At 68.3% G+C, this 25,706-nt stretch carries 27 protein-coding genes; 6 read left to right on the forward strand and 21 right to left on the reverse strand.

The window, feature by feature from the left end:
- Positions 1-78 precede the first annotated feature (78 nt).
- Positions 79-1,476 carry a DNA repair protein RadA gene (gene radA / locus ACT89H_RS23880; RefSeq protein WP_445110896.1) on the forward strand — a complete coding sequence of 466 codons (1,398 nt, stop codon included), beginning with the start codon at positions 79-81 and terminating at the stop codon, positions 1,474-1,476.
- A gap of 138 nt (positions 1,477-1,614) precedes the next feature.
- On the opposite strand, the gene ACT89H_RS23885 is transcribed toward radA, so the two are convergent.
- Entirely contained in the window at positions 1,615-2,262 is a 648-nt protein-coding gene (locus tag ACT89H_RS23885; RefSeq protein ID WP_445110897.1) for a hypothetical protein, read from the reverse strand.
- Positions 2,263-2,385: 123 nt separating this feature from the next.
- Entirely contained in the window at positions 2,386-3,009 is a 624-nt protein-coding gene (locus ACT89H_RS23890; protein ID WP_445110898.1) for a carbonic anhydrase, read from the reverse strand.
- Between the two features lie 87 nt (positions 3,010-3,096).
- Between ACT89H_RS23890 and ACT89H_RS23895 the strand changes: the two genes are divergently transcribed.
- Positions 3,097-4,008, forward strand: a complete 912-nt coding sequence (locus ACT89H_RS23895; protein ID WP_445110899.1) for an HhH-GPD family protein — start codon at positions 3,097-3,099, stop codon at positions 4,006-4,008.
- A gap of 28 nt (positions 4,009-4,036) precedes the next feature.
- On the opposite strand, the gene ACT89H_RS23900 is transcribed toward ACT89H_RS23895, so the two are convergent.
- Positions 4,037-4,783, reverse strand: coding sequence for an alpha/beta fold hydrolase (locus ACT89H_RS23900; protein WP_445110900.1), 747 nt, complete (start codon positions 4,781-4,783; stop codon positions 4,037-4,039).
- A gap of 67 nt (positions 4,784-4,850) precedes the next feature.
- Here ACT89H_RS23900 and mhuD point away from each other — a divergent pair, with 67 nt between their 5' ends.
- The 3 genes from mhuD to ACT89H_RS23915 all read left to right on the forward strand — a co-directional run bounded on the left by mhuD (position 4,851) and on the right by ACT89H_RS23915 (position 6,420).
- On the forward strand, positions 4,851-5,165 hold the full coding sequence (gene mhuD / locus ACT89H_RS23905; RefSeq protein ID WP_039794711.1) for a mycobilin-forming heme oxygenase MhuD: 315 nt from the start codon (positions 4,851-4,853) through the stop codon (positions 5,163-5,165).
- Between the two features lie 263 nt (positions 5,166-5,428).
- Positions 5,429-5,623, forward strand: coding sequence for a CbtB domain-containing protein (locus ACT89H_RS23910; protein ID WP_039794710.1), 195 nt, complete (start codon positions 5,429-5,431; stop codon positions 5,621-5,623).
- Positions 5,614-6,420 carry a CbtA family protein gene (locus tag ACT89H_RS23915; protein WP_445110901.1) on the forward strand — a complete coding sequence of 269 codons (807 nt, stop codon included), beginning with the start codon at positions 5,614-5,616 and terminating at the stop codon, positions 6,418-6,420. The genes ACT89H_RS23910 and ACT89H_RS23915 overlap by 10 nt, the downstream gene beginning before the upstream one ends.
- Before the next feature lie 202 nt (positions 6,421-6,622).
- Here ACT89H_RS23915 and ACT89H_RS23920 read toward each other — a convergent pair whose 3' ends face one another.
- Entirely contained in the window at positions 6,623-7,063 is a 441-nt protein-coding gene (locus tag ACT89H_RS23920) for an OsmC family peroxiredoxin (RefSeq protein WP_445110902.1), read from the reverse strand.
- A 617-nt stretch (positions 7,064-7,680) separates the two neighbouring features.
- Between ACT89H_RS23920 and ACT89H_RS23925 the strand changes: the two genes are divergently transcribed.
- A complete protein-coding gene (locus ACT89H_RS23925) occupies positions 7,681-9,069 on the forward strand; it encodes a sensor histidine kinase (protein WP_445110903.1) in 1,389 nt (462 codons plus the stop codon).
- A gap of 808 nt (positions 9,070-9,877) precedes the next feature.
- Here the strand turns inward: ACT89H_RS23925 and ACT89H_RS23930 are convergent.
- The 17 genes from ACT89H_RS23930 to folE form a co-directional block, all read right to left on the reverse strand.
- A complete protein-coding gene (locus ACT89H_RS23930; RefSeq protein ID WP_445110904.1) occupies positions 9,878-12,433 on the reverse strand; it encodes an ATP-dependent Clp protease ATP-binding subunit in 2,556 nt (851 codons plus the stop codon).
- A 289-nt stretch (positions 12,434-12,722) separates the two neighbouring features.
- The gene (locus tag ACT89H_RS23935; protein WP_445110905.1) at positions 12,723-13,640 is read right to left on the reverse strand and encodes an esterase/lipase family protein; all 918 of its coding nucleotides are present in this window, start codon (positions 13,638-13,640) and stop codon (positions 12,723-12,725) included.
- A 280-nt stretch (positions 13,641-13,920) separates the two neighbouring features.
- Positions 13,921-14,544, reverse strand: a complete 624-nt coding sequence (locus tag ACT89H_RS23940) for an FHA domain-containing protein (protein WP_445110906.1) — start codon at positions 14,542-14,544, stop codon at positions 13,921-13,923.
- Positions 14,545-14,750: 206 nt separating this feature from the next.
- Positions 14,751-15,110 (reverse strand): histone-like nucleoid-structuring protein Lsr2, encoded by a 360-nt coding sequence (locus ACT89H_RS23945; RefSeq protein ID WP_445110907.1) that lies wholly within the window; start codon positions 15,108-15,110, stop codon positions 14,751-14,753.
- Positions 15,111-15,225: 115 nt separating this feature from the next.
- Positions 15,226-16,725 carry a lysine--tRNA ligase gene (gene lysS, locus ACT89H_RS23950; RefSeq protein ID WP_445111042.1) on the reverse strand — a complete coding sequence of 500 codons (1,500 nt, stop codon included), beginning with the start codon at positions 16,723-16,725 and terminating at the stop codon, positions 15,226-15,228.
- Between the two features lie 261 nt (positions 16,726-16,986).
- A complete protein-coding gene (locus tag ACT89H_RS23955) occupies positions 16,987-17,409 on the reverse strand; it encodes a rhodanese-like domain-containing protein (RefSeq protein ID WP_445111043.1) in 423 nt (140 codons plus the stop codon).
- An 8-nt stretch (positions 17,410-17,417) separates the two neighbouring features.
- Positions 17,418-18,026: a cupin domain-containing protein gene (locus ACT89H_RS23960; protein WP_445110908.1), complete on the reverse strand. Its 609-nt coding sequence runs from the start codon at positions 18,024-18,026 to the stop codon at positions 17,418-17,420.
- Between the two features lie 180 nt (positions 18,027-18,206).
- Positions 18,207-19,004: a type III pantothenate kinase gene (locus tag ACT89H_RS23965; protein ID WP_445110909.1), complete on the reverse strand. Its 798-nt coding sequence runs from the start codon at positions 19,002-19,004 to the stop codon at positions 18,207-18,209.
- 17 nt (positions 19,005-19,021) lie between these two features.
- On the reverse strand, positions 19,022-19,441 hold the full coding sequence (gene panD / locus ACT89H_RS23970; protein WP_063022203.1) for an aspartate 1-decarboxylase: 420 nt from the start codon (positions 19,439-19,441) through the stop codon (positions 19,022-19,024).
- A gap of 14 nt (positions 19,442-19,455) precedes the next feature.
- The gene (gene panC, locus ACT89H_RS23975; RefSeq protein ID WP_445110910.1) at positions 19,456-20,433 is read right to left on the reverse strand and encodes a pantoate--beta-alanine ligase; all 978 of its coding nucleotides are present in this window, start codon (positions 20,431-20,433) and stop codon (positions 19,456-19,458) included.
- Positions 20,433-21,377: a Rossmann-like and DUF2520 domain-containing protein gene (locus ACT89H_RS23980; protein WP_445110911.1), complete on the reverse strand. Its 945-nt coding sequence runs from the start codon at positions 21,375-21,377 to the stop codon at positions 20,433-20,435. The genes panC and ACT89H_RS23980 overlap by 1 nt, the downstream gene beginning before the upstream one ends.
- 140 nt (positions 21,378-21,517) lie before the next feature.
- Positions 21,518-22,450 (reverse strand): DUF6779 domain-containing protein, encoded by a 933-nt coding sequence (locus tag ACT89H_RS23985; RefSeq protein ID WP_445110912.1) that lies wholly within the window; start codon positions 22,448-22,450, stop codon positions 21,518-21,520.
- Positions 22,451-22,518: 68 nt separating this feature from the next.
- Positions 22,519-22,989, reverse strand: coding sequence for a DUF3180 domain-containing protein (locus tag ACT89H_RS23990; RefSeq protein WP_445111044.1), 471 nt, complete (start codon positions 22,987-22,989; stop codon positions 22,519-22,521).
- Positions 22,990-22,991: 2 nt separating this feature from the next.
- Entirely contained in the window at positions 22,992-23,528 is a 537-nt protein-coding gene (gene folK / locus ACT89H_RS23995) for a 2-amino-4-hydroxy-6-hydroxymethyldihydropteridine diphosphokinase (RefSeq protein ID WP_445110913.1), read from the reverse strand.
- A gap of 58 nt (positions 23,529-23,586) precedes the next feature.
- Entirely contained in the window at positions 23,587-24,024 is a 438-nt protein-coding gene (gene folB / locus ACT89H_RS24000) for a dihydroneopterin aldolase (RefSeq protein ID WP_445110914.1), read from the reverse strand.
- Entirely contained in the window at positions 24,021-24,878 is an 858-nt protein-coding gene (gene folP / locus ACT89H_RS24005; protein WP_445111045.1) for a dihydropteroate synthase, read from the reverse strand. The genes folB and folP overlap by 4 nt, the downstream gene beginning before the upstream one ends.
- 71 nt (positions 24,879-24,949) lie before the next feature.
- Complete coding sequence (gene folE / locus ACT89H_RS24010; protein ID WP_445111046.1) at positions 24,950-25,591, reverse strand: GTP cyclohydrolase I FolE; 642 nt, start codon at positions 25,589-25,591, stop codon at positions 24,950-24,952.
- Positions 25,592-25,706 lie beyond the last annotated feature (115 nt).

Below are 25,706 nucleotides of genomic sequence, written 5' to 3' on the forward strand. Positions count from 1 at the left end.
CGGGCCCGCCCGCCACAACAGGGCCGCGAACACCCAGCGCCGCAGGCGCTGGAAATTGAACACAGCTATGGTGCCCCTGTGGCCAAGACCAAGCCGACCTTCCGCTGCTCCGCCTGTTCGCACGAAGTCGCCAAATGGGTGGGCAAGTGCCCCGAATGCGGGGCCTGGGGCACCGTCGACGAGGTAGTCGCCGGGGCGGGCGCGGTCGGTTCTCCGGGGCGCAGGGCGATGTTGCCGAGTACCGCGGCCGCGCCGATTTCGCAGATCGACTCCAAGGTCACCCGAGCGCGGCCGACGGGTGTCACCGAGCTGGACCGAGTGCTCGGCGGCGGCGTGGTGCCCGGCTCGGTGGTGCTGCTGTCCGGTGAGCCTGGGGTGGGCAAGTCGACCCTGCTGCTCGAAGTGGCGCATCGCTGGGCGGCTCAGCGCGACGAGAAGTCGCTGTATGTCACCGCGGAGGAGTCGGCGGGGCAGGTCCGGCTGCGGGCCGATCGCACCGGCGCGGTCCACGACCGGGTCTATCTGGCGTCGGAATCGGATCTGTCGATCGTGCTCGGACACGTCGAGCAGGTGCGGCCGACGCTGCTGGTGGTCGACTCGGTGCAGACCATGCTCGCCCCGGAGGTGGACGGCGTGATCGGCGGCGTCACCCAGGTACGCGAGGTGACCGCCGCCCTGACCTCGCTGGCCAAGGCGAGCGGGATCGCGGTGCTGCTGGTCGGGCACGTCACCAAGGACGGCAACGTCGCGGGCCCGCGCACGCTCGAGCACCTCGTCGACGTGGTCCTGCAGTTCGAAGGCGACAAGAATTCCACGCTGCGCATGGTGCGCGGCATCAAGAACCGCTTCGGCAGCGCCGACGAGGTGGGCTGCTTCGAGTTACACGAGGACGGCATCGCCTGCGTCGACGACCCGTCCGGCCTGTTCCTGCACCACCGGACGGATTCGGTGCCGGGCACGGCGGTGACCGTCGCGATGGACGGCAAGCGTCCCCTGGTCGGCGAGGTACAGGGCCTGACCGTGAAGACCGAGATTCCGCAGCCGCGCCGCGCGGTGAGCGGCCTGGACTACAACCGAGTCGCCATGGTGCTGGCCGTCCTGCAGAGCCGAGGCCGGGTGTTCCTCGGCAAGAGCGACGTGTACGCCGCGACGGTCGGCGGCATGCGCCTGGTCGAGCCGTCCGCCGACCTGGCCATCGCGCTCGCCATCGCAAGCGCCGAGTCCGACGTTGCGATCCCCCCGGGCTGGGTGATCCTCGGCGAGGTCGGACTCGCCGGTGAGGTCCGGAAAGTGACCGGCCTGAACCGCAGATTGGCCGAAGCCGAACGCCTCGGCTTCACCACCGCCCTGGTACCCCCCGGCCTCGCCCCGGTGAAAAGCACCATGAAGATCCACGAGGTCACCGACCTCCGCTCCGCCATCCGCATAGCGGGCCTGCGCAAACTACGCGCCGCACCCGAAGAAGCCGCCGGCTGACTCGATCAACCCTCGCGCAAAGTTGGACTTCGTGTCGGCATCTACCGACCCACGCGCCCAGCGCACCGCACCTACGTCTTTCGAGCCACCAGAGGGCCGCGAACACGCCGCGCCAAGGCGCGGCCGGTCCAGCACAGCTCAAGCGATATTGAACGGCTCGGCCATGCTGCGTACCGAACCCAATTGCGCCACCACGCTGTAGGCGCCCGGTGGGACTTGGACGCGTTCGCCCGCGCAGCCGGGCTGGGACGTAGTGCCCGACCAGGTCACCGTGAACGCCGCCTGCTCACCGCGGCTCATCGTGCGGACGTCGGGCTGACCGTCCGGATAGCAGTCGGTGCTCGACCACAGGCGCCGCTGGCCGTCGAGCGTGTGCACCGACACCTGTTGCAGGCCGGAGCCCATATCGCGGGTGCACGCCACCGCGGAGATGTTGGTGATGACGATCCCGAACACCGGCTGCTCGCCCGTCTTGTAGGTGGGCTGCTCGACGGTCACCTTGATCGCCAGCGATTGGTCCGGGCACGGGCCGGCCGCGACGCTGGTAGCCGCCGCGGAGGACTTCGGCGCGCCGGACTCGCCCGACGGCTTGGCCGCCGCGTCGGCGGACTTGGTCACGACCGAGCTGGTCCCGGCGGCAGCGGCGTCACCGGGCGAGTCACCGCCGCGTACGACCGCGAGCACGACCCAGATCACCAGCGCCAGGGCGACCACCAGGATTCCGATGGCGAACACGCGTCGACGCCAATAGATCTCCGGTGGCAGCGGTCCATTCGGTTCCAGCACGCCTCAACGGTAAGGGCACCGTCGGGCGCATCGTCTCAGGGGCACGGCGTGTCGGCCGCCCGCGCCCGCAGGCGGCGAGTACATTCCGCCGGCACGCCGGCCCGTCCAGGGTCGCGCCGCGGCTCAGACCACTTCGCCGATGTTGCCGACGACCCGGTGCAACTGCACCTTGCCCTCGGCGAGCTTGTAGGTCACGCAGGCGATGGCGCACTCACCGGTCGCGACCCGCTGCGAGATGATCATCGAGCGCTGCATGAGCAGGCGGCTGGTCTCCACCACATGCCTGGCCTCCATCTCGTCGACGGTAGCCAGGCCTTCGCGCCGCCCGATCAGAATGGACGGCGCGACCCGCTCGACCACGCTGCGGATGAACCCGCCGGGCACCTCGCCGCCGTCGAGCGCGTCGATGGTGGCCTTCACGGCTCCGCAGCTGTCGTGCCCGAGCACTACGATGAGCGGCACGTTGAGCACCTGCACCCCGTACTCGATCGAGCCGAGCACCGAGCTGTCGACCACATGGCCCGCGGTACGCACCACGAACATGTCACCGAGGCCCTGGTCGAAGATCAACTCGGCGGCGACCCGGGAGTCACCGCAACCGAACAGGATCGCGTGCGGGTGCTGGCCGCTGACGAGCTTGGCCCGGTCCGCGGCGCCCTGGCTAGGATGCAGCAGCGCGCCGCTGACAAAACGCTCGTTGCCTTCACGCAAGGACTTCCAGGCACTGATCGGGTTGGAATCCGGCATACCGACCATTGTGCAGGACGGTCGCGTTACCAGCGAGTTCGGTCGGTTACGAACGGGCAAATATCGCCTGGCGGCAGTAGGACTGGGATGGTGAGAACAGTGTGGAACGGCGCAGCGAACGGCATCGACGCCGGCACGTTGCTGGACTGGTACGCGGAGACCGCGCGCGATCTGCCGTGGCGCCGCCCCGGCGTCACCGCGTGGCAGATCCTGATGAGCGAGATCATGCTGCAGCAAACTCCGGTCGTGCGGGTCGAGCCGATCTGGCGGGAATGGGTGGCGCGCTGGCCGGTGCCTTCGGCGATGGCCGCCTCGTCGCAAGGGGAAGTGCTGCGTGCCTGGGGCAAGCTCGGGTATCCGCGCCGCGCGCTGCGGCTGCACGAGTGCGCCAGGGTGCTGGCGACCGAGCACGGTGACGAGGTGCCCGCGGAGGTGGAGGTACTGCTCGGCTTGCCGGGCATCGGCGCGTACACCGCGCGTGCCGTCGCCTGTTTCGCCTACGGACAACGGGTTCCGGTAGTGGACACGAACGTCCGCCGGGTAGTTGCCAGAGCAGTGCACGGGCGCGCGGAAGCCGGCAACCCGTCGTCGCGGGACCTCCTCGACACCGAAGCGCTGCTGCCGCCGCAGGTCGATCGCGCCGCGGTGTTCTCCGCCGCGCTCATGGAGCTCGGTGCGACCGTGTGTACCGCCCGCACTCCCGATTGCTCGCGCTGCCCGCTGCCGAGCTGCGCGTGGGTCACCGCCGGACGGCCGGTGAGCGAGATTGTTCGCCGCACCCAGAAATTCGAGGGCACCGACCGCCAGGCGCGTGGTCGGCTGTTGGATGTCCTGCGTGCCGCCAGCGGTCCGGTGGAGCGGGTGCGCCTGGACCTGGCTTGGACTCGCGACCCGGGCCAGCGCGACCGCGCGTTGGACTCATTGCTGGTGGACGGCTTGATCGAACAGACGCCCGACGGGTTGTTCGCTCTGGCGGGCGAGGGCGGGGCCGGCGGCTGACCGAGGCGGCCCTGCTGCCCTAGCTGCTCTAGCTGCCCAGCACCCGCCGTAGGAAGCGCTCGACCTCCGCTCGGTAGCGCTCCGGTTGGTCGTCGTGCACGAGGTGGCCCGCACCGGGCACCAAAACGTAGTCGGCGCCCGGATGGGCGTCCGCCATCTGCCGCATCTGTCCAGGCGGTGTGATGCTGTGCTCGCCTTCCAGCAGCAGGGCCGGCGCCCGCACCGCATGCCAGTGCTGCCAGAAATCCCGCGTCCCCCACTCCTCGGAGATATCGCGGAAGGTGCTGACCGAGCCGTGCAGCCGGTATCCCTGCGGCCCGCGCTCGAAAGAGTTCAGGAAGTAACGTCCGGCGACCGGCCCGAAGAAGGACAGCACGGCTTCGTCGTCCGGGAACGGCTGCGGCCACGCTTCGATCATCGCTGCCCAGTGCGCGGCGGTGCGGCCGGTGAAATCCGGCGCGATGTCCTCGATCACCAGCGCCCGTACCCGGTCTGGGTGGTTCGCGGCGAACACCCAGCCGTGTAGCGCCCCCATCGAATGCCCGATCACCACCATCGGCTCTTCGATCGCGGCGGTGCCCGCGAGGAGGTCCGCGACGAAAGCCTCGGTCGTCAGTACCTCGGGTGCCGGCCTGCCGTGCCCGGCGGCGTCGTAGGTGTAGACGTGGCCGTGCTCGCGCAACCAGTCCAGTTGATCGCGCCAGGTGCGCGCGCTGCCCATCAGCCCGTGCAACAGCAGGATCGGCGCGCCGGCTCCGCCTTCGTCGTGCAACATCGGTTCGACAATACGAGGAATACGAGGCCCCGAGCATCTGCTCGGCGACAGCGGCTAGCTTGGATACATGGCTGTTGTGAAGATCAACGCGATCGAGGTTCCCGAGGGCGCGGGTCCCGAGTTGGAGAAGCGGTTCGCCCACCGTGCGCACGCGGTCGAGAACTCCCCAGGTTTCCTCGGCTTCCAGCTCCTGCGGCCGGTGGCCGGGGAGAAGCGGTACTTCGTAGTCACCCAATGGGATTCGGAAGAGTCCTTCGCGGCCTGGCGGGACGGACCGGCGCGCGAGGCGCACGCGGGCGAGCGCCAGAAGCCGGTCTCGACGGGTGCCTCGCTGCTCGAGTTCGAGGTCGTGCTCGACGTGGACGCGAAGCCCGCGAACTGAGTCCGAGCCCGAGTCGCCGGGCGGGTCCGCCCGCCCGGCGACTCGCCCGACGCCGTGGTTCGCCCGTGCCGGACCCGGTTGACGCCGAGGGTACGCGGGTGTCACAGTTCGAAGGACAAACGCGAGGGTGATGCGGTAATTCCGGTGAGATACCGGAGCGGTCGCGCCACTGTGTTCCACGCACCGAGTCCGGTGCCGGAAAGCCAGACACCGGCACCGTCGCGCCACCACCCGACGGGACGCGTATCCCAAGGAGGACTCGAATGGCCATCGCGCATTCACCCAGCCGGGCAACCGATTCCCTGGCCACCGTGCTCGTCACGGTCGGTGTCGTTCTACTCGCACTGCTCACGCTGTACCTGGTCGGTTTCGACCAGGGCGTCATCTCGCGCAGCGGGATGTACCTGCACGAGCTGATGCACGACGGACGCCACCTGCTGGGGCTTCCGTGCCACTGATCGGTCCGCTCCGAACCCTGCTGTTGCGCGGCCTGCTGGCCGGTCTGATCGCCGGACTGCTGGCCGCCACAGTCGGTTACTTCGTCGGCGAACCCAAGGTGGAGGCGGCCATCGCCATCGAGAAAGCACACAGCGAACACGCCGAATCCGCAGACGGGCACTCGCACGGCGAGCACGCCGAATCGCCCGGCGGGCATTCCCACGGTGACGAGGAAGAGCCGCTGGTGAGCCGCGGCGGCCAGAAGTTCGGACAGTTTCTCGCCCTCGGGTTGGCCGGTCTCGCGCTCGGCGCCATCTACGCCTCGGTCGCGCACTTCGCGCGGCGCTACACCACGCTGTCCGGGCCACGGCTCGCGCTGACGCTCGGTGTGGCAGGGTGGGCCGCGATCGTCGCGGTGCCGTTCTTCAAGTACCCGGCCAACCCACCGGCGGTGGGGGACGCGGACACCATCGACGAGCGCACCCTGCTGTGGCTTGCCGCGGTCGCGCTCGGCGTCGTGGCGGTCGGTGCGGCGGTGGCGGTGTTCACTGCGCTACGCAAGCAACTGCCCACGTTCCGGCTGATCGGTGGCGTCGCCGCGTTCGTGCTGGTCACCGCACTCGGCTACCTCCTGCTACCCGGCGTGAACGAGGTGAGCTCGGATTTCCCGGCCACTCTGCTGTGGCAGTTCCGGGTGGCGTCGCTGGCCGAGACCGCGACCCTGTGGGCCGGTCTGGCTCTCGGCTTCGCCGCGCTCACCGAGTTCGCGACCCGCACCGATACTCGGGTACCGGTTGCGGCCGCCACCGCTGGGTGATTCGCGTCCGGAAGCAGCGAGGCGGTGTCGGTCGTGACCGGAACAGCCTTTTCCCTCTGGCCCGCATAGCTGCGCGTCCACCCCGCTCGACCGGTCGCGTTCGTGCGTCGGTCGCGGGTGGTGCCGTGGCGATCGTGCGGGGCCCGCCCGCGCTGTCTCGTGCCCCGCGCCTGTCCACGGCGCGAGGCACGAAACGAGCGAACTACGCGAGAGCGGCGTCGAGGGTGATGTGGTCGACGCCGGCGAGGGCCTTGCTGACGGGGCAGCCCGCCTTGGCGGCCTCGGCGGCGGCGTGGAAGGCGTCGGCGTCGATGCCGGAGACCCGACCGCGGACGGTCAGCTTGATCCCGGTGATCCGGAAGCCGCCCGCCGGATCGGGGCCGAGGGTCACGTCGGCGGTGACGTCCAGGCTCTCCGGGTTGCCGCCCGCGTTGCCGATCTGCGCCGACAGCGCCATCGCGTAGCAGGAGGAGTGCGCGGCCGCGATCAGTTCCTCCGGGCTGGTGGTGCCGTCGGCCTCCTCGGCGGAACGCTTGGGGAACGACACGTCGTACTTACCGACCCCCGAACTGGTCAGTTCGACCTGGCCCGAACCCTCCTGCAGGGTTCCGGTCCAGGCGGTACGCGCGGTACGTGTGGGCATCACGGTCCTTTCGCCGATGATCGTTTCACGATTCAGCACGAACCTACCCCGGCCGACGCGTCTCGGCCCAACAGTTCGCCGATCGGGTTGCCGCAGCGCACGGCGCACCGCGCGCTGCGGCGGTAAACCCGTTGCGCGGCAGTCGAATCCGCCGAGCCCACCACGAGCGTGGGCCCACGGGCGATCGCGCCGATCGGCGACCCGCCAGAGTCCACATACCGAGAATGGCTACACCCGTCAGGTTTCCCGAGCAGCGACCGATCCAGCGCGGCCGGGCGAGCGCCTGCGATCGGGACGCCGCGATCAGCGCCGCGACCGAGATTCGACGCCGAATACCGTGCACCCCAGCTCGACCACCAGGGCCGCGAGATTCACCACCGCCCACGAAAGGCCCTGAGTGAGAACGGTTTTTCAGGTGCCCCAGCTGTACTCGCTGCCCACGCGCCTCCTCGACCTCCGACCGCCCGGAGCCTGATATTCGGCGAGCGCACAGGCTTTCTCAGCCGGAAAGGCAGGGATGGAAACCGGGCCCCTCGTGGGACAGCGACGAAATACGTTCCCATGCGGACGTCTGATCACGACCGGGCGCATAGGCTACGTGGGTGCGGGTGGCAGGGATGACAGATCGGAGTTCGGTCGGCTGGGATTGGGGCGTCGCGCTCGTCGTCGCCGCGATTCAGTTGGTCGGAGGCACTTTCGCGAACATACGGCAGACCGGAGTGCACTCCCTCGACGCGCTCGATTACCTGCTGTTGCTGGCCGGTCCGGTGGCGCTGATCTGGCGGCGCGCGCAGCCGCTGCCCGTGCTGATCGTCGTCCTCGCCGTGTGCGTGGCGTACTTCCTGCGGGGCTACGGGTACGGCCCGATCGTCGTCGCACTGGTGGTCGCCTTTCTGACCGCCGCGAGCACCGGATCACGGTGGTGGACTTACCCGCTCGTCCCAGTCGGGTATCTGGCGCTGGTCTGGCCGCTGCCCGCACTGCTCGACCGCCCCGCGAATCTGTGGCAGGTGTTCGCGCTGCTGGCGTGGGCGGCCGTGCTGCTGCTGGTGGCGGAGGGCATCCGGCAGCGCAAGGCCTTGCTCATCGCGCGCGGGCAGCTCGCCGAGGCCACGCGGCGGGACGAGGAAGCGCAGCGTGAGCACCGGGTCGGCGAAGAACGTCTCGCCGCCGCGCGCGAACTGCACGACGTGCTCGCGCACAGTCTGTCGATGATCAACGTGCAGTCCTCGGTGGCGCTGGAGCTGCTCGACAAGCGCCCAGAACAGGCGGAGACAGCGCTCACGGCGATCAAGAACGCCAGCCGCGACGCCCTCGCCGAGGTACACGCGCAACGGCACACGATCCGGTCCGGAAGCGCACCCGCCGCGCACAGCGAGCAATCGCCCACGGCTGAGGCGGAGGAGACCGGCGCGGCGACCGAAGCCGAGCCGCCGCCCGCCCCCCGCACCCCGGCGCCGAGCATCGGCGACTTGGACGACCTGTTGCAGCGCCCGCGCAGCACCGGACTGACCGTCACCACCCGAGTGCTCGGCACCCCGCAGCAGTTGCCCAGCCTCATCGACGCGGCGGCGGCGCGAATCATCCAGGAGTCGCTGACCAACGTGCTCCGCCACGCGCCCGGCGCCGATGCCACGGTGACCGTGCGCTACACCCCGGACTCGGTCGACATCACCGTCGACAACAGCCGCCCGACCAGCGCCACATCGCGCTCCGGAAACGGCGGCGGCAACGGCATCATCGGCATGCGCGAGCGCACCCATGCCCTTGGCGGCGCTCTCACCGCGGGCCCGCGCCCCAGCGGCGGGTTCCGGGTAGCGGCCCGGCTACCCATGCGGACAGCCGCGGCCCAGGAGGGCTCGGCATCACCGGGAGTGCAGACCCGAAGCACCGGGAAAGCCGAAGCGCCGAGCCGGAAAAACGCGGTATCCCAAGCCCCGGTCCAGGACGCCGCGACGACGAGCATGCCGATACGCAGCGTCACGACAGCGAGAGAAACTGAGTAGACCGGCCCTACATCGAACGCGCCGGCGCCGAGTCCCGCGGGATCGAATTTCGCCGCAGGGTGCCGGGACATCGAGCTCGGCAGCCACGGACACGTCGAGCGCCACCGGACCGAGCGAGCCCCAGTCGCGAACCACACCGGACCGAACCGCCGATTCGGCCGATCGACCGAGCAACCTGGGCCGGCCCCGCACCGCCCCGCACCGCCCCGGCCGGCTGTGCGCCGCTCGCCTATCGCTGCCCACCAGAGCCGGACGACCTCGCCGCACCGCGAAGGAACCGGAAGCGAACAACCCCGGCCTCGCGTTCAAATATCGACCGCAGGAAGGCGACCAGTCAACGAGCAAACCCGCGGAATGCACTGATTCGCGGTCGGACGGCCCGGCAAACAAGCAGCCCGCTCCCTTTTGGGCGTTCTTCGTCCCGCCACTGTCGCCCGGACCAGGGCACAGCCGGAGTCGAGACCGAAATGCGTCCTCCTGGCGCGGCGCGACACATAGTGGCGCACGGCCCATCTTCCTCAATGTCAACAGACAGCAATTTTTCAGCGAACTGAAATTTACCGACCCACGACCGTATAGCAAATAACCGGTAAATCATTGCGGGCAGTCCCTTGCACGCTCTGGGCATCCGTATCCGAGCATATTCCGAGTGCCGACGCGCGACCGATGCCACCGGCTTGCCTTTCGGCTCGGTCTTTCATCATGACTATTTTCACTCGACCCGAGGCAGTGGGGACGACCGCCGAAAAGTCACACCAGCATGCGAAAAGCCCGTGCCCACGGTGGGCACGGGCTTTTCGGTTGTGACTTACTCGCCCGACGCGGCCTCGGTGGAGCCTTCCGTCGCACCGGTCAGCACGACTTCGGGCTTCTCCTCGCCCGCGGCCTTGGTCAGCTTCGCCTTACCGGTGAAGGTGAACTTGGCGTCCTCGCCGGAGCCCTCACCGTCCCAGCCCTCGACATCCACGGAGATGCTCTGGCCCGGCCCGATCTCGCCGAAGAGGATCTTCTCCGACAGCTGGTCCTCGATCTCGCGCTGGATGGTGCGGCGCAGCGGCCGGGCACCGAGCACGGGATCGAAGCCACGCTTGGCCAGCAGGTTCTTGGCGTTCGGGGTGAGCTCGATCGCCATGTCCTTGTTCTTCAACTGCGTAGCGACGCGGCCGATCATCAGGTCCACCATCTGCACGATCTGCTCGTTGGTGAGCTGGTGGAAGACGATCACGTCGTCGATGCGGTTGAGGAACTCCGGCCGGAAGTGCTTCTTCAGCTCGTCGTTGACCTTGAGCTTCATCCGCTCGTAGTTCGAGCCCTCGTTGTTCGACTGCGAGAAGCCCAGCCCGACGGCCTTCGAGATGTCCGAGGTGCCGAGGTTCGAGGTGAAGATCAGCACCGTGTTCTTGAAGTCCACGGTCCGGCCCTGGCCGTCGGTCAGGCGGCCGTCCTCCAGGACCTGCAACAGGGTGTTGTAGATCTCCTGGTGGGCCTTCTCGATCTCGTCGAACAGCACGACCGAGAACGGCTTGCGGCGCACCTTCTCGGTGAGCTGGCCGCCCTCCTCGTAGCCGACGTAGCCCGGAGGGGCACCGAACAGCCGCGAAGCGGTGAAGCGGTCGTGGAACTCGCCCATGTCGATCTGGATGAGCGCGTCGTCGTCGCCGAACAGGAAGTTCGCCAGCGCCTTGGACAGCTCGGTCTTACCGACGCCGGACGGGCCGGCGAAGATGAACGAGCCGGACGGACGCTTCGGGTCCTTCAGACCGGCACGAGTGCGGCGGATGGCCTTGGAGACCGCCTTGACCGCGTCCTCCTGGCCGATGATCCGCTTGTGCAGCTCGTCCTCCATACGGAGCAGACGGGTGGTCTCCTCCTCGGTGAGCTTGAATACCGGGATACCGGTCCAGTTCGCCAGCACCTCGGCGATCTGCTCGTCGTCGACCTCGGCCACGACATCCAGATCACCCGATCGCCACTGCTTCTCCCGCTCGGCCCGCTTGGCGACGAGTTGCTTCTCCTTGTCGCGCAGCCGTGCGGCCTTCTCGAAGTCCTGCGCGTCGATCGCGGACTCCTTCTCCCGGCGCGCCTCGGCGATCTTGTCGTCGAACTCGCGCAGGTCCGGCGGAGCGGTCATGCGACGGATGCGCATCCGCGCGCCCGCCTCGTCGATCAGGTCGATCGCCTTGTCCGGCAGGAACCGGTCGTTGATGTAGCGGTCGGCCAGGGTGGCGGCGGCCACCAGCGCGCCATCGGTAATGGAGACCCGGTGGTGCGCCTCGTAGCGGTCGCGTAGACCCTTGAGGATGTTGATGGTGTGCTCGACGGTCGGCTCGCCCACCTGCACCGGCTGGAACCGGCGCTCCAGGGCGGCGTCCTTCTCGATGTACTTGCGGTACTCGTCGAGGGTGGTCGCGCCGATGGTCTGCAACTCGCCGCGGGCCAGCTTCGGCTTCAGGATCGAGGCCGCGTCGATTGCGCCCTCGGCGGCGCCCGCACCGACCAGCGTGTGCAGCTCGTCGATGAACAGGATGATGTCGCCGCGGGTGTTGATCTCCTTGAGCACCTTCTTCAGGCGCTCTTCGAAGTCACCGCGGTAGCGGCTGCCCGCGACCAGGGAGCCCAGGTCGAGGGTGTAGAGCTGCTTGTCCTTCAGCGTCTCGGGGACCTCGCCGTTGACGATGGCCTGCGCGAGCCCCTCGACGACGGCGGTCTTGCCGACGCCGGGCTCGCCGATCAGCACCGGGTTGTTCTTGGTACGGCGGCTGAGCACCTGCATGACCCGCTCGATTTCCTTCGAGCGGCCGATGACCGGGTCCAGCTTGCCTTCGAGCGCGGCCTGGGTCAGGTTGCGACCGAACTGGTCGAGCACCAGCGAGGTGGACGGGGTGCCCGCCTCACCGCGCGAACCGGATTCGACCGGCTCCTTGCCCTGGTACCCGGACAGCAACTGGATGACCTGCTGGCGCACACGGTTGAGATCGGCGCCCAGCTTCACCAGCACCTGCGCCGCCACGCCCTCGCCCTCACGAATGAGGCCGAGCAGGATGTGCTCGGTGCCGATGTAGTTGTGACCGAGCTGCAGCGCTTCGCGAAGGCTCAGCTCCAGCACCTTCTTGGCGCGCGGGGTGAACGGGATGTGACCGGACGGGGCCTGCTGGCCCTGGCCGATGATCTCCTCCACCTGGCTCCGCACGCCTTCCAGCGAAATGCCGAGCGACTCCAGCGACTTGGCCGCGACGCCCTCACCCTCGTGAATCAGCCCCAGCAGGATGTGCTCGGTGCCGATGTAGTTGTGGTTGAGCATCCGGGCCTCTTCCTGGGCCAGGACAACGACACGCCTCGCGCGGTCGGTGAACCTCTCGAACATCGCTCCCTCACTCTCCTGCTCCGACATTCTGGCAACAGACGCCGCAGTGTGCTGTGTACAACAACCGTGGGCGTCAGCCTGCCATGAAGCCCGGGGGTTGCGGCCCCCGCCTCCACTCTAGTTGGCGGGGGATGCCACCGCCGCCGGTCCACCCTATTGCCGACCGGCGACAGCACGGTCATTCACTCATAACGTGGGTGGCGCGGGATTCGTTTCCGGCCGGGTTTTGCCCTGAGCGAACAAACCGTCCGCCGGCCGGAGCACGCCGCACACGCACGACCTCGGCTGCCTACCCGGTGTACGGGTCGACGAAACCGCAGGGCACGGGGCGTTGATGAGCAGGATCGAGCGCGTTGAGCACGTACGTCGCGGCCCTTTTGCTGCCCGCTATGCCCGTATGCCCAGAGTAGTCCGTCGAGCAGCCGTCCTGAACCACGATGTTGGTCACATGGGGACCGCTGACCAGGCCGGAGGTATAGGGCACCACCAGCTCGTCCAGGGCGGTCGCGATGTTGGTGTAGGTCACGTCGGGGTGATAGACGCCGTCCGCGTTGAGCGCGCGCACGAACTCCGACCCTTGCAGTACCTCACGGCAGGCATTGCACGGCGAGCCGGCCACGGCGTCGAAGACCGGTCCGAGGCCGAGGTGCGTGCCGAAGGCGTTCAGGTCCGCCATGCCGTACGCGTTCGAACCCAGCCACGGCGGAGCCAGAGCGACCATTTTGTCCACCTTGCCCGCGCCCCCGAGCCGTTTGACGAAGTAGTTGCCGATGAAGTTGCCCTGGGAATGGCCGACGAGATCGACCTTGCGCGCGCCGGTCGCGGCGCGTACCCGGTCCACGAAACCGGCGAGCTGGTCGGAGCTCTGTTCGATCGGGAGCATGCCCCCGATGGCCGACGCGGGCCACGGCAGGTCGTAGGCGCCGAACGTGGCCGCGTAGACGCAGTAGCCCTCGTTGGCCAGCAACGGCGCATACACGCCCCAATTCGTCTGCGCGCCACCACCCGTGCCGTGTACGAGGACCACGGGGTTCGGATGCTCGGAGTTCGGCCGGCAGGACCAGTCGTTGGTGCCGGGCAGCGAACCGCCCGGATGGGATATCTCGGCGGGAACACCCGCGAAGAAGTTGAACTCGACCGGATATCGATCCTGCGCGTGTGCCGCGCCCGCGGTGGCGCACACCGCGGCGAACAGAACGATGAACAACGAAAAGCCTGGGACACGCCGCACGATAGCCTCCCGGTCCGGACTCGTCTTGCGGGGAAGCTACCGCACGGAGTGGCCCAGACGGCGCAGATTCCGGCGGGTCGTTGCGGAAACCAGCTCTGACCGAAGATCGACGCGCCCGACGGGTGCGGCGCCGGGTGCCCGCCCGCGGATATCCGGCCCGGCGCCTCCGCCGCGGCGGAGGCCCTCCCCCGCCGCCGCCCTGACGCTCCATAGCCGAGAATCGCGACCGGCTGCGCGACCGGCTACGGCGGACGTCTCACAGATCCCGGTCGGAGATGAGCCCACTCTGCATGGCCAGTCCAGCCAGCCGCACTCGCTTCTGGTTCTGCGGCAGATCCTCCACCCCGAACTTGGCGAACAACGCGCGCAGATGGGTCTTGATCGCGTCGACGCTGAGGAACAGTTCCTCGGCGATCTGCTGATTGGACGCGGGCGTGGCGAAACCCGCGCCGTGCTTGTACGGGCGGCACAGCGCGATCAGGACCGAGCGCTGCGTTTCGGTGAGCGACCGAGCGGTGGGTATCGAGCCGGTGGAGGTGCGGGTGATGTCGTCGGTCACGCCGCCGAAGTCGTGAAAGGACACCCGAGAGGTGCCGACCCGGATGACGTCGCCTGCCATCAATCTGCGGCGGCCCACCAGCCGGTCTCCGTTGACGAAAGTACCGTTGCGGGAGAGGCCATCGTCCACGATGGTCCAGTGCGCACCCAGATATTCGACCGCCGCGTGCAGCCGGGAAACCTCGGCGTCCCAGCTCAGGGCGAGATCGGCATGCGGGGAGCGGCCGATCGTGACGCGTCCGCGATCGGGTGTGAGCGTGAACTCCTGCTGCCGACCGGCGTCATCGGTGAACCGCAAGAATGATCCGACGAATCCTGTCACTGCGCCGATACCTCACCTCTCCATACCGCCAGTGACCGTCGCACGTTTCCATGGTGCCGCGTACGGGTACCACGAGCAAGATCGATTCATCCGCTGTGACCGGCCACCATGCGATCCGGTCTCGCTGCGCTATCGAAGCCCGATCACAAACAAGACCGCCGCCCGACGTCGCACGATTCGCCGGGACGGCGGCCCGAAAAAAAGAACTATCCCTTCGCGGCCTTGTTGTACGCGTCGGTGATGTCGGCGGAGATGCGGCCCCGCGCGGACACCTTGTGCCCATTACGGCGCGCCCACTCACGAATTGCGGCGCTTTGTTCCCGATCGATCGAGACGCGGCTCTTCGGAGCGCCCGTGGCAGCCGCGGCGGCCTTGACCCGGCGCCGACCGCTGACCCGGCGCGCATTCGAAACCCACTCTTCCAAACCGTCGCGCAGCTTCGCCGCATTTGCCGACGACAGATCGATCTCGTACGACACACCGTCGATCGCAAACTCGATGGTCTCGTCTGCGATGGACTCACCGTCGACATCGTCGATCAGGCTAACGGTGACCTTCTTTGCCATGAGATGAACGTCCTCTCGAAATCGTGCGACCCGCATACTAGGCCGATTACCCGAGGCAAGAATACCTCGAATTCCGGAAATTCCAAGACGGAGCCGCTGCTTTGCAATCCAGTGGTCACCTGGTGACCGGACGCACAATTGGGAACAGTATCGTTTCTCGGATTCCCAAACCCGTGAGCGCCATCAACAACCGATCGATTCCCATACCCGTTCCGGTCGTCGGCGGCATGCCGTGCTCCATCGCGGCGAGGAAGTCCTCGTCCAGCACCATAGCCTCGTCGTCACCCTGCGCGGCCAACCGGGCCTGGTCTACGAACCGCTCCCGCTGGATCACCGGGTCGACCAACTCCGAATAGCCCGTGGCCAACTCGAAGCCGCGCACATAGAGGTCCCACTTCTCGGTGACGCCGGCGGTGCTGCGATGCTGCCTGGTCAACGGGGAGGTTTCCACCGGGAAGTCGCGCACGAAAGTCGGTGCGTACAGCTTCTCGCCATACTGGTGTTCCCAGAGTTCCTCGACCAGTTTCCCGTGACCGTAGCCCTTGCCCTCCGGAATTTCCAGACCGACCCGATCCGCGAGTGCGCGCAATTCGGCGACCGAAGTTTCCGGAGTGACCTGCACACCCAGCGCATCGGACAGCGAAGGGTACATCTCGACGGTGGCCCACTCGCCGCGCAGATCGTATTCGGTGCCGTCGGCCAGAGTCACCACCTGCGTGCCGAACGCCTCCTGCGCCACTTCCTGCACCAATTCCCGGATCATCACCGCCGAATCGTCATAGGTGCCGTAGGCCTGGTACGTCTCGAGCATCGCGAACTCGGGCGAATGGGTGGAGTCCGCTCCCTCGTTCCGGAAGTTCCGGTTGATCTCGAAGACCCGCTCCAAGCCGCCCACCACGCAGCGCTTCAGGAACAACTCGGGCGCGATGCGCAAGAAGAGGTCCATGTCGAGGGCATTGGAATGGGTGACGAAGGGCCGGGCCGCGGCGCCGCCGTGCAGCGTCTGCAACATCGGCGTCTCCACCTCGAGGAAGCCCCTGCGCTCGAGCGCGTTGCGCAGCGCGCGCACCACGGCGATGCGGGTACGGGCCATCTCCCTGGCCTCAGGGCGCACGATCAGGTCGACATAACGCTGCCGGACCCGCGACTCCTCGTTCATCTCCTTGTGCGCCACCGGCAGCGGCCGCAGGGCCTTCGCCGCCATGAACCAGGAATCGGCCATGACGCTCAGTTCCCCGGTTCGCGAGGAGATGACTTCACCGTGCGCGAAAACGAAGTCACCGAGGTCGACGTCCGCCTTCCAGGCGGCCAGCGCGTCCGCGCCGACCCCGTTCAGACTGATCATCGCCTGCAGCTTGGTGCCGTCACCTTCCTGCAGTGTCGCGAAACACAACTTGCCGGTATTACGCAGGAATATGACGCGCCCGGCTACGCCGACCTCTTGCCCGGTGGCGGTGTCGGCGGCAAGGTCCGGATATGCGGCCCGAATTTCCGCCAGGGTATGCGTGCGCGGCACGACGACGGGATACGCGTCGCCACCGGCCGCGAGCAGCCGCTCCCGCTTCTCCCGGCGAATCCGTATCTGCTCCGGAGCATCGTCGGCGGCAGGCGCCAGGGCGGGCCGCGAATCCGATGTCGATGCGCTGGAAGATGCAGAGTTCGGGGTGCTCACATCGAACAACCCTAGCGTGCACCGGAAATCGTTTTGCACGCCGCCCGGACTCCGACGGGGAGTCACGAAACGGTATCGATACAGCGCCCCACCCGGGGCGTCCCGGCCCGCGCCCCGGAGACGCGAAATAGCCGGTGCGCATCATGGTGTGTGCGAAAACACCTGCGTGTCCGGCTATTTCGAGATGGAAGTGTCGGCGGGGAATTATAGCGAGGCGAGCGCCGCCGTCTCGCGCACGAAGTGCGGCGCCCCGACGGCGACGTTCAACAGCCCGGCCGCCTTCAACGCCTGGTAGCCGCCCACCAGATCGGTCGCCCGGTGCAGCCCGAGTTGCTGTAGCGCCGCGGCGGCCAAGCTGGAGGTAAAGCCCTCGGAGCAGACGACGATCCATTCCACGTCGTGATCGGCGGCCAGCGCCAAGCGGGCCGAACTGGTGGGGTCCAGCCGCCATTCCAGGACATTGCGCTCGATCACCAACGCGCCGGGCAAGGTGCCCTCACGTCCCCGTTGCGCCTGGGGGCGGATATCCACCAGAATGGCGCCGCGCTCGATGGCTTCCGGCAATTCGAAGGCGTAGATCCGGTCGAGTTGGGCCCGTGCGTTCTCGAGCATCTGATCGATGGTCAAACGGGTCATCACATATCACCTTCGGGCTGGTCGGTGAGGACGGTTCGAGTGCGCCGCAGGGTGCCGTGGCCGGTCACCTCGTAATAGGACATGGCGGTGAGCGGCGGGGAATAAGCGTGCACGCTGAGCGTCGGATCGAGCGGGCCCGCGGATTCGACGGCGCCCGGCACGGCGGCGGGCGCCCGCATCACGTCGTGCACCCACCCGATCGGGAACGAGGCCTGGTCACCCGCCACCAGCGTGCGGCAACGCAATTCCGTTCCGTTCCAACGGTATTCGGAGAGCGCGCCGCTGAGCACGGTGAGCGCGCCGAGCGACCCGGCATGGTCGTGCAACTCGGTCGACTTGTCCGGCGTCCAGCTGATCAGCCAGACGTCCACCTCGTCATCGGCGAGCAGCCTGGTCGCCCAGCGCTCGTCGTGCGGCCAGTTCCCACCAGCGGGAAGCAGGTGGTCATAGCGCCCGGCGAGCACGTCCTCGGCGCCTTCGTCGGTCAGTCGCAGCAGATCGGCCGGGCGCAGGCGGGTGGGCAGGGCGGGTGCCACCGAGCGTTCCAGCGGCGGAGTAGCCGACAGCGCGGTACGCGCGGAAGAAAGGGAAAGAACAGAGGAACGCATGAGCGAATCTCCAGGAGGAAGGTAACGGTCGAGGGCGGGATGTCAGCCTCGATCGGTCGAGGCAAGTCAGCCTCGACAACACTCCTGGGTGCTCACGTAGAAAGTCACGAGAAGGAGTTTAACAGCATGCGACGCGGTATCGACAAGTCCCGGCCTGCGACAAATCCGACACCGCGCATATCAGACATTTCCCTTGCGCCGCTGGTTGCGTTCGTATACAAGCCGCAGGCCGGTCAACGTGAGATGCGGATCGTGGTTGTCGATCGTCTCGGATTCCGGGACGATCAGCGGTGCGGTCGCGCCGGTCGCCACCACCGCGACATCGTCGCCGGCAAAGGCGTCGAACTCGTCGCGAATCCGATCGATCAGGCCGTCCACCAGTCCGGCGAAACCGAATACCGCGCCCGATTGCATGCATTCCATGCTGTTCTTCCCCAGCACCGACCGTGGCCTGGTCAGCTCCGCCCGCCGCAGCGCACTGCGTTCCACCAGGGCTTCGGTGGAGATCTCCACACCGGGCGCGATGATCCCGCCGAGGAACTCGCCCTTCTTCGACACCAGATCGACACAGATCGCCGTGCCGAAATCGACGACGATCGCGGGCCCGGAATACCGCTGGTAAGCGGCCAGACAATTGACGATGCGGTCGGCGCCGACTTCTTTCGGATTGTCCACCAGCAGCGGAATCCCCGTGCGTACACCGGGTTCCACCAGCACATGCGGAACATGCCCCCAGTATCGGCCGAGCATGTCGCGCAGTTCGCGTAGCACGGGCGGCACCGTCGAGAGCGCCGAGACGCCGATCACCTCGTCGAGTTGCGCGCCGACCAACCCGCGCACCTGCATGGCGAATTCGTCGGCGGTCAGCAACGGATCGGTGTGCATCCGCCAGTGGCGCACCAGATCGGAATGTGCTCCGGAACCGGAGAACAAGCCGAGTTCGATGCTCGTATTGCGGACATCGATGGTCAGCAACATGTCCGGATCGCCGCTGTTCAGACGAATGACAGCGAGCGCGGCGAGGTCAGGCCGGAGCCTTCCGGCGCGTGCGCCGGGTCCGAACCGAGTTCGACCGGGCGGTTGCGCTCGTCGACGAACACGACCTTGGGGTCGTATTCCGCGAGTTCCTGCTCGTTCAGCTGGCCGTAGGCGATCAGGATCACGAGATCGCCGGGATGCACCAGGTGAGCCGCGGCGCCGTTGATCCCGATCACCCCCGAACCCCGCTCACCGGCGATCACGTAGGTCTCCAGGCGGGCGCCGTTGTCGATGTCGACGATGCAGACCTGCTCACCTTCCAGCAGGTCGGCGGCGTCGAGCAGATCCTGGTCCACGGTGACCGAGCCGACATAGTGCAGGTCGGCATGCGTGACGGTGGCACGGTGGATCTTCGACTTCATCATGGTGCGCAGCATTGCGGCGACCCTTTCTAGTTCGCGGGCGGAAGCGGGGCGGGATTCGACGCCGCCGCGACGGGCTGGTGGTCCACGGCGGGCCGCGAATCCGAAACGTTGGGATGGCCGTCGATCGGAGCGCCGAGCGTGACGGCGATGTTGTCGATGAGCCGGGTGGCGCCGACCCGGGCCGCGATCAGCAATCTGGCCTTGCCGGTGACCGGGGCCGGGCCCAGGGTGGCCGAGCGCAGCTCCAGGTAGTCGACGTCCACGCCGGGCGCGGCGTCGAGCACCTGGCGCGCGGCCGCGAGCACAGCGCCGCCGCCGAGGCCACCGGCGTGCTTGCCCGCCGACAGGGCGGCCGACAAGGCGAGCGCCGATTCGCGCTGCACCGGGTCGAGATAGCGGTTGCGCGAGGACAGGGCCAAGCCGTCCGGCTCACGGACGGTGACCACCGGGGTGATCTTCACATCGAAATTCAGGTCGCGGACCATCTGCCGGATCAAGGTGAGCTGCTGGTAGTCCTTCTCGCCGAAGAACGCCTCGGTCGGCCGCGCGATCTGCAACAACTTGGCCACCACGGTGAGCATTCCCGCGAAGTGGGTCGGGCGGCTGGCCCCTTCCAGTTCCGCGCCGAGCGGGCCGGGGTGCACCGTGGTGCGCGGGCCGTCCGGATACATGTCGGACACGCTGGGGGCGAATACCAGCTCGACGCCCTCCGCACGCAACAATTCGACGTCGGCGTCCAGCGTGCGCGGGTACTTGTCCAGGTCCTCGTTCGCCCCGAACTGCAGCGGGTTGACGAAGATCGAGACGATGACCACCTGGTTGGTCCGCTTGGCCAGCCGCACGATCGCCAAGTGCCCCTCGTGCAGCGCGCCCATGGTCGGCACCAGCGCGACGGTACGGCCGACGCCGCGCAGCGCGGCGGACACCGCGCCGAGCACAGCGGGATCGTGGTGCACGGTCAGCGCGCCGGGCCGGTAAGCGCCGCGCAATTTCGGGTCAAACATCAGCGTCCTTCCAGCAGTTCGATGACAGCGGGAGCGGTGCCCGCGCGTTCCGCGGTGCGCAGCGACAGCGCGCGATACGCCTCGGCCAGCCGGGCATCGACCGACGCCAGCGCGGTCAGATGCGCCGCCACCGCGTCGGCGTCACCACGGGCGACCGGGCCGGTCAGCGCGGACTGACCGCGGCGCAACGCGTTGTCCAGCGCCGCCGACGCCAGGGGCGCGAGCAGCCGCTCGGCCAGGCCGTTGGGCTGCTCGTCGACCAGCTGCTGGCCCAGCAGTCCGCGGCCGGCCAAGGCGGCGCGCAACGCGGCCACCGCGTCGACGATCACCGTGACCAGGTGATTGCTGCCGTGCGCGAGCGCCGCGTGGTACAGCGGCCGGTTCTCCTCCGTGACCCGGACCGGCTCGGCGCCCATTTCGATGACCAGCGACTGCGCGATGGCATAGCCGACCTCGTCGGCGGCGGTGATGCCGAAGCACGCGTTGCCGAGGCGGGCCACGTCCTCCTCGTGCCCGGTGAAGGTCATGGCCGGATGCATGGCCAGCGGGAGTGCGCCGATCTCGGCCAGCGGTGCGAGCACGCCGACACCGTTCGCGCCCGAGGTGTGGGCGACGATGGTGCCGGGCCGGACGACTTCCGCGCCGGCCAGCCCCCGAACCAGGCCGGGAAGCTCGGTGTCGGGCACGGCCAGCACCAGCAGCTCGCTGCGGGCGGCCACCTGTTCGATCGGCAGGATCTCCGAGTCGGGCAGCCGGGTGCGGGCACGGCGAACCGACGCGTCGGAGATCGCGCAGACGCCGAACACCACGTGTCCGGCGCGCTCGAGTGCGACGCCCAATGCCGAACCCACGCGTCCCGCCGAGACGATTCCCACCGTCAGGCGTGCGGGCGCGGGGTCGTAGCCCGAAGCAGCGTTGTCGGAATTCACGCTTCTCGAGGTCAACGTTGTCCTCTCGATGTCGTTCCAGTCCCGCCATGCGGGTACCGGACGGTACGCCACGAGGATATCCACCGGTTCTTCGCTGCCGCCACCGGGTGTGCGCGTGATCTAGGCCGCAGTACGGGGCCGCGGCCCGGCCCCGATCACCGGCGTTCGCGCTCCTCGGATTGCAGGTTGGCCATGATTTCCGCGACCGAGAGACGGCGCGACGGCGTCTCGTCGTCGCTCTCGGCCCGGCGACGCCTGCGCGCGCTCGGTATGCCCATGGTGGGCGCGGACGCCGGCGTGGGAGCCGGTTCCGGTGTGGGCCGGGGCCGCGCGGCGGGCTGGGTCGGCGGCTCGTCCACCGTCTCGGTGAAGGCGTCCGACCAGCCACGCGGCTCGGCGTGGCGCGCCGGTTCCGCCTCGGTCTGCTCGTCGTCGTCGACGGAGACCACCGCGGTCTCCGCGGTGACCGGATCGTCGAAGGGGCTGGCGAAAACCGGTGGCTCGGGGTGGTCGGGCTCGAAGATCGGCGTCATATTGCTATGCGGTTGCTGGTCGGCGAGCACCGACCACATCCTGGCATTCGCGGAGCTATTGTTCCCCGATTCGGTGCCGGAGCTGGTCAGCTCCTGGATCCTGGTCGCCTCGGCGCGCAACGCGGGGCGGTCCATCGGCAGATCGCCGTCGAACAGCCGCTGCAGGCTCTGCCGCAGCACGGTGAGCTCCGCGCGCAGGGCCGCGAGTTCGGCCGCGTCGGCGCCCACTTCCTCGCGTACCCGCGTCTCCACGCCGAGCTCGTACTCGCGTCGCGCGGTGACCTCCCGCTCCAGCTGTAACTGGTAGACGGTCTGCAGATCGCGGACCTTCGCCTTGTCGATCGTCGCCTCTTTGCGGTACTTCGTCGCAGCCAGAGCCCCGATCGCCGCGGCCCACAGCGCCGCGACCAGACCTACCCGTACGAACTCGACGCTGTTGCTGAAGATCAGGAAAACACTGGCAACCAGACCGAGCACGATCAGGACGCCGACGAAGTATTTTCCCGCGTCGTCCCGCCGTCCCCGGGAAGTGCTGCTACGGGAGGGTGAAACCATGCCAGCCAGGGTAGCCAATTGCTCCGGCCGCGCCCAGATTCCGTTTTGTGATTCCGTCGTTCCACTAGCTATGTAGTTGCCGCATCGTCGGTGGGGTCCTCGGGGGCCCGGCAGCAATACTCCAGCCAGAGGGCCGCAGCAACCAATGCGACCCCCGCCAGCATCCCGACGATCGCACCGGGACTGTCGGCCGCGGCCGCGCCCAGCGCGCCGCGCTGCGGGAAGACCCAGCACAGGAAACCCAGCCAGATACCGGCGGCGATCGAACCGACCTGCGCCGACGCCTTGGCCAGCGCGACGGCACGAGCCGCGGTGATCGGATGCAACTGGTGACGTCCGTCGCCGATCTCGTGGTCGTTGACCCGAGCCCGGATGACGAAGGCGAGCACCGCCTCGATCCCGGCCACCGGGTACAGCGAGGCGCCCGCGAAGATCGAGATCGGCGGAAAGCTGTCATAGGCCACCCGGGTGGCGATCCACGCGACGATCGCGGCGATCAGTACGTTCGCCACGAGGTCGAGAATGCGAGTCGGCTTCAGTTTCACGACGGCGCGCCCGTCAACGAGAACTCGGTGCGACGCACCCCGGCGCGCTCGGCCGGATCGAGCCGGGCCACCAGATCCGCGACGGCGTACGGTGCGCCGTCGACCTCCAGCACCGCGTCCGGGGCCACGTCCAGCCACGGCACCAGCACGAAGGCGCGGCGGTGCGCCTGCGGGTGCGGCAGGATCAGATCCGGGTCGGTGCTACGGCACGCGACCGGCTCACCGCCGCGCAGTTCGGCGCACCAGACCACGTCCACGTCCAGTGTGCGTGCGCCCCAGCGCACTTCACGAACCCGTCCCGCGGCCTGCTCCAACTCCTGTCCGCGACGCAGCCAGTCGACGCAGCCGAAGGCCGGATCTTCCACCAGCACAACGGCATTGAGATAGTCCCCTTGCGGGACGCCGCCCCAGGGCGGGGTGGAGTACACGGCGGAGACCGCCAGTACGCGATGGCCGAACCCGTCCAGGACACTGCGCAGATGCGCGAGCCGGTCACCCAGATTCGAGCCGATGGACAACACGGCACGGGTCATCGGCGCGCCTCCGCGGCACCCGGCACGGTGAGAAAGGCCGCGCCGCAGTTCCGCTCGCTCATTCGGCGGGCTCCCCCCGGTGACGTGAGGTGATCACCCGCACATCGGCGAAGGTGTGCGGGATCGGCGCGGACGGCTTGTGCAACACCACCTCGACCGACCTGATCCGGGGATCGGTCATCACGTCGTCGGCGATCTCCGACACCACCGTTTCGATGAGATTGCGCGGCGGGCCCTGGACTATGCGCACCGCGCGCTCGGCCAGCGCCCCGTAATCCACGGTGGCCGCCAGATCGTCGGACGCCGCGGCCACGTCGAAGTCGACCCAGACCGTCAGGTCGACCAGGAACTCCTGGCCGTCGCGGCGCTCGTGCTCGAACACGCCGTGGTGTCCGTAGGCGCACAGGCCGCGCAACTCGATGCGATCGGCGCCGCGCCGAATGGCCGGATCACGCGGCGGTGCATCGTCTTCGGCGTGGACCGGAGACCGGCTCATCGTTGAGCTCCTTGCGCACTCGATCGGGCGGGGTCGTGCGGTACGGCGCGCTGTCGTGCGGCATCCTGCCACGCGTCGGTCACCGCGATGGCGTCCAACGAGGCGCGTACGTCGTGCACCCGCACGCCCCACGCACCGTGCAGTGCGGCCAGCGCCGAAATCGTCGCGGTGGCCGTCTCCCGCCCGTCCGGTGGACGCAGTCCCGCCGCGTCGGCGAGCAGCGATCCGAGAAATCGTTTGCGGGACGCACCGATCAGGACCGGCAGCCCGTGCGCGACCAATTCCGGCAGCGCGCCGAGCAGGGCCCAGTTGTGCTCGGCGTTCTTCGCGAAGCCCAAGCCGGGATCGAGGATCAGCCGGGACGGCTCGACGCCGGCGGCGACGGCCGAGTCCACCTGCGCGGTCAGTTCGCTCAGCACCTCCGCGACCACGTCGTCGTAGTGGTCCGCCGGCCCGGTGTGCCGGTAGTCGGCGCCCGCCCGCCAGTGCATGAGGATCCACGGAACCCGCGCGGAAGCCACCACGTGCACCATGTCGGCATCGGCACGGCCGCCGGAGACGTCGTTCACCACCGACACCCCGGCTTCGATCGCGGCCGCGGCGACGGCGGCGCGCATGGTGTCCACGCTGGTCGGCACGCCCGCCGCGACCAGTCCGCGGATGACCGGTGTCACCCGTGCGGTCTCGGTCGCCGCGTCGATGCGGACCGCGCCGGGCCTGGTCGACTCGCCGCCGACGTCGATGATGTCCGCGCCCGCGGTGTACAGCCGAACGCCGTGCGCGATGGCCAGTTCGGGATCGAGGTATCGCCCGCCGTCGGAGAAGGAATCGCTGGTGACGTTCACCACACCCATCACCACGCAGGAGCGCCCGTCGCGGGCGCCGAGGCTTTCGAAGCGTCCCGGTTCGGACACCGCGGGCCCGCTCACTTCCGCAGGATCAGATCGAGCGCCTCGGCGCGCGAGGCGGCGTTGGACTGCAGCAGTCCGCGCAACGCGGAGGTGGTCGTGCTCGCGCCCGGCTTGCGGATACCGCGCATCGCCATGCACAGATGCTCGGCCTCGACCACGACGATCGCGCCGCGCGGGTCCAGTTTGCGCATCACCGCGTCGGCGATCTGGCTGGTCAGCCGCTCCTGCACCTGTGGACGCTTGGCGTACAGGTCGACCAGACGGGCGAGCTTGGACAGGCCGGTGACCCGGCCGTGCGGGCCCGGGATGTAACCGACATGGGCGACACCGTGGAAGGACACCAGGTGGTGCTCACAGGTGGAGTACATCGGGATGTCCCTGACCAGCACGAGTTCTTGATGGCCCTCGTCGAACGTGGTGTTGAGCACCGAGTCCGGTTCCACGTAGAGCCCGGCGAAGGTCTCCCGGTAGGCGCGCGCGACCCGCGCGGGCGTATCGAGCAGTCCGGGCCGGTCCGGGTCCTCACCGACCGCGATCAGCAACTCCCGTACCGCCGCTTCGGCTCGCGCCTGATCGAACGATCTGCCCGTTTCCAGTGCCACGAGGCCAGGTTCCGGCACTCCGATGTCGACACCGTCGCGTTCCGCGCTATCCACTTCGGCGAGGGTGTGACCACCGCCATACTCGTTGGCCGACAATCGAGGACACCTCCAAACTCCCCGGGTACCGGCAATCTCTCGGCACCCCAGATGGTCGAGCCTAATCGTCACT

The organism is Nocardia aegles (assembly GCF_052545135.1).